Raw genomic sequence first — 3,566 nt, forward strand, 5'->3', positions numbered from 1 at the left:
CAGGATATGCTTCAACTTGATCGGAAACAACTCTAGCGGTAGAGCGAGGCCATCAGGCGGTCCGGCGCCGTGATCGGGCCTTCGCCGGTCAGGATCGCGGCAAAGGCCGGATCGGCCAGCAGCGCGGCCAGCGCGACCGGCCGACCCTTCACGAAGGCGGTCTGGCTGACCAGCCGCACGCCGTGGCTGTAATCGGCATAGCGCGCGCCATGCACCGTGGAGAGCGGCTGGATCGGCTGGCCGTCGGGGCGGTGCCAGCCATAGATCGCGACCCGGCCCGGCATCTCGCGCAGCCGGTTGGTCAGCACCAGGTCCTTTTTCTGCCCCGCCGTCAGCAGCCCCGCCCGGCCGCGGGTCTGGCCCTGCACCGTGCTGTTATGCTGGCGGAAATAGCGGGTCGAGGTCATCTCGGCCCCCGGTGTCATCGGTTGCGGCGCCAGCCGCAGCCCGGCCTGGGCATGCACCGCGTCCACCATCCGCGTCGTCGGCAGCAGGAAGCCGAAGCGGTCCGCCACCAGCGCCGCCGCAGGCAGGCCCATCGGCACGCGCAGGAAATCCGCGTCGCTGCCCAGCGCCAGGTAATCGGGCGTCACGCAGATCGTCACCTCGGCGCGACGACCATCGGGCATGCGTCCGGCAAGCGTCACCGGCGTCAGGTCGCGCAGGAAGGCGGGGATGTTGCCCCGGAGCAGTTCCCGCGCGATCAGCCTGTCGCGCCCGCTGCCGGTCAACCCGTCCATCGCACGGGCCAGCGCGCTGCCCGCGGCCGCGCCGCCGGGCCGGGCGGGAATGGCGGCGGCAAGCTGCGCCCCGCAGGCCCTGCCGCGCGGCAGGGGCGAATGCGGGGTCACGGACAGATCGGCCAGCGAGGCCATGACCGAAGACGCGCGCGCCACCAGCCCCGCCTCAGGCCGCGCACGGGGGCGCAGCGGCACGGCGGCCAGCGTCCGCGGCCCGGGGCGCGGCGGCGGCACGAGGGCGGGCGCGCCGGCATGCACCGTGACGGCGATGGCGGGCGGGGCGGGATCGGGCGCAGGGGGCGAGGCTGGCGCCGCCTGCGGCGCGGGGACCACTGACGCGGCCGCGGGCGGCGGCACCTGCGACGGCACCGATGGTGCCGTCTCGGCCAGCCGAAGATCAGGCGGTCCGGGCGGGGCAAAAGGCCGCTCGCCGCTCACGAGGAAGGCCAGCGCCGTCAGCGACAGGCCCACCGCCACCGACAGCGCGGCAGCGCCCTGCCATGACTGGCGGGCGGTCCGGGGAGAGAGGCGGGCATAGGACCGGGCGATATCGTCGGCCTGGCGGTCCCGGCCCGATCCTGGGGCGGCTTTCTGGCGCTCCTGCGTCATGGGTCTGACCCTTAGCGGCACGGGGCATTCCGGGCAAGTTGGCCGATCGCCCTTACCAAAGGGTAAACGCGTGCCGAGGCGGGTTTCCGTCCATCGCCCGCGCCGCGCTCAGCCCCTGGGTCGGTTGTCCGGCAGCCGCTGCGCCTTGCCCTGCGAGCGCGCCACCTCGCCCGGCCCCCTGACCTCGATCTCGGTCGAGACGCCGATCACGTCCTTGATCCGCTTGTGCAGCATCCGCGCGGCGGCGGCGCGCGACAGCTCGTCCGCGCTGTCGGGGCGGCATTCGACATGCACACGCATCGCGTCCATATGGCCCGCGCGGTAAAGCTCGATCTGGTAATGGTTGGTCAGCCCGCCGGTCGCCACCACCAGTTCCTCGATCTGCGAGGGAAAGAGGTTCACGCCGCGCAGGATGATCATGTCATCCGACCGCCCCGTGATCCGCGCCATCCGCCGCATGCTGCGCGCCGTGCCCGGCATCAGCCGGGTCAGGTCGCGCGTACGGTAGCGGATCATCGGCAGCCCCTCCTTGGTCAGCGTGGTGAAGACCAGTTCGCCCACCGCGCCATCGGGCAGGACCTCGCCGGTCTCGGGGTCGATGATCTCGGGGTAGAAATGATCCTCCCACAGGTGCAGGCCGTCCTTGGTCTCGACGCATTCCATCGCGACGCCGGGGCCGAGGATTTCCCACAGCCCGTACAGATCGACCGCGTGCATGTCGAAGGCCTGCTCGATCTCGCGGCGCATCGCGTCGGTCCAGGGCTCGGCGCCAAAGAGGCCCGTCTGCAGCGGGCTGTCTTTCGGGTCCAGCCCCCGGCGGTGGTATTCTTCCAGGATGTTCAGCATGTAGGAGGGCGTGACCATGATCGCGGTCGCGCGGAAATCCTCGATCAGCGTCACCTGGCGTTCGGTCATGCCCCCCGAGACCGGCACCACGGTCGCGCCCAGCCGTTCCGCGCCATAATGCGCCCCCAGTCCCCCGGTGAACAGGCCATAGCCATAGACCACATGCACCACATCGCCCGCCCGCACGCCGCCTGCGCGCAGCGAGCGCGCCATCAGATCGGCCCAGATGTCGATATCGCGCTGGGTATAGCCCACCACGGTCGGCTTGCCGGTGGTCCCCGACGAGGCATGCAGCCGCACGATCCGCTCGCGCGGGACGGCAAACAGGCCAAAGGGGTAATGGTCGCGCAGGTCGTTCTTGACCGTGAACGGGAAGGCCGCCAGGTCGGCCAGCGATGTCAGATCGTCGGGATGCACGCCCCTGGCGTCGAAGCGGTCGCGATACATCGGCACATTGTCATAGGCATGGCGCAGCGACCATTTCAGCCGGTCCAGTTGCAGCGCCTCGATCTCGTCGCGCGAGGCCAGCTCGATCGGGTCGAGACCGTCCCGGTCCATGCTCAGATCCTTCATTCCACCCTCCATTCCGGCGCGGCGCCCTGCCCGGCCGTCTCATTCCTCGATCCACTGGCCGCGAACGCTGCGCGACATGCCGCGCATCTCGGCCACCACAGCCCCCGATGCGGTTTCCACCCGCACGTCGCAGATCCCGTTGCGCCCGGCCAGCGAGCGTTCGCAGGCGGTGGCGGTCAGCACCTCGCCCACCTGCGCGGGCGCGACGAAGCTGATCGTGCCGTGCTGCGCCAGCGTCGAGGCGTTGCGGCTGTTGCAGGCATAGGCAAAGGCGCTGTCGGCCAGCGCGAAGATCACCCCGCCATGGCAGACCCCCTGCCCGTTGGCATGATGGGACGCGACGCTCATCCGCATGACGGCATGGCCCGCGGCGATCTCGACCAGTTCGATCCCCAGCCAGTGCTCGGCCCGCGTCGCGGCCGAGATGGCGGCCGCACAGGCCTCGGCGCGCGCCTTCGGGGTCATCGGGCCTCCTGCGGCGCTCGGTCGCCTAGGCGCCCGGCCTGCCCGTCACCTTGGGCGCCATGCCCGCCCTAAACCCTCCGCGGAGACACAAGAAAATTACCGATCATCGGCCCCGGCCTTTCCGATCGTTTCCTGCGGAATGATGCGCAGGGCCGGAGACGGCTCAATCGCGGCCGGGAGGGCCAAGTAACGCAACCTTGCCCCCCCCACAAAGGGCCTGAACCGCCGGGCAGAGGAGGCCCGGCAAGCAGGCCCACCCCCTATCCGACATCGCATTCCGGGAGGACATCATGGCGATACGGACGACATTCGGCACGCTACTGGCCGGCGCGG

The 3,566-nt window shown here is 70.6% G+C and carries 3 protein-coding genes; all 3 read right to left on the reverse strand.

Features of this window, described 5'->3' with window-relative positions; all coding sequences use genetic code 11:
• Positions 1-32: 32 nt before the first annotated feature.
• The 3 genes from ENN83_RS05335 to paaI all read right to left on the reverse strand — a co-directional run bounded on the left by ENN83_RS05335 (position 33) and on the right by paaI (position 3,233).
• Positions 33-1,349, reverse strand: coding sequence for a hypothetical protein (locus ENN83_RS05335; RefSeq protein ID WP_287184913.1), 1,317 nt, complete (start codon positions 1,347-1,349; stop codon positions 33-35).
• Positions 1,350-1,457: 108 nt separating this feature from the next.
• Positions 1,458-2,768 (reverse strand): phenylacetate--CoA ligase PaaK, encoded by a 1,311-nt coding sequence (gene paaK, locus ENN83_RS05340; protein ID WP_287184915.1) that lies wholly within the window; start codon positions 2,766-2,768, stop codon positions 1,458-1,460.
• Positions 2,769-2,807: 39 nt separating this feature from the next.
• Positions 2,808-3,233 (reverse strand): hydroxyphenylacetyl-CoA thioesterase PaaI, encoded by a 426-nt coding sequence (paaI, locus tag ENN83_RS05345; protein WP_287184917.1) that lies wholly within the window; start codon positions 3,231-3,233, stop codon positions 2,808-2,810.
• Positions 3,234-3,566: the final 333 nt, after the last annotated feature.

Source organism: Rhodovulum sp., assembly GCF_011048875.1.
Classification (GTDB): domain Bacteria; phylum Pseudomonadota; class Alphaproteobacteria; order Rhodobacterales; family Rhodobacteraceae; genus Rhodovulum; species Rhodovulum tesquicola.

Coding starts and splice junctions, on each gene's coding strand:
- ENN83_RS05335 (WP_287184913.1), bottom strand. CDS start 1,349: ATGACGCAGGAGCGCCAGAAAGCCGCCCCAGGATCGGGCCGGGACCGC.
- paaI (WP_287184917.1), bottom strand. CDS start 3,233: ATGACCCCGAAGGCGCGCGCCGAGGCCTGTGCGGCCGCCATCTCGGCC.
- paaK (WP_287184915.1), bottom strand. CDS start 2,768: ATGAAGGATCTGAGCATGGACCGGGACGGTCTCGACCCGATCGAGCTG.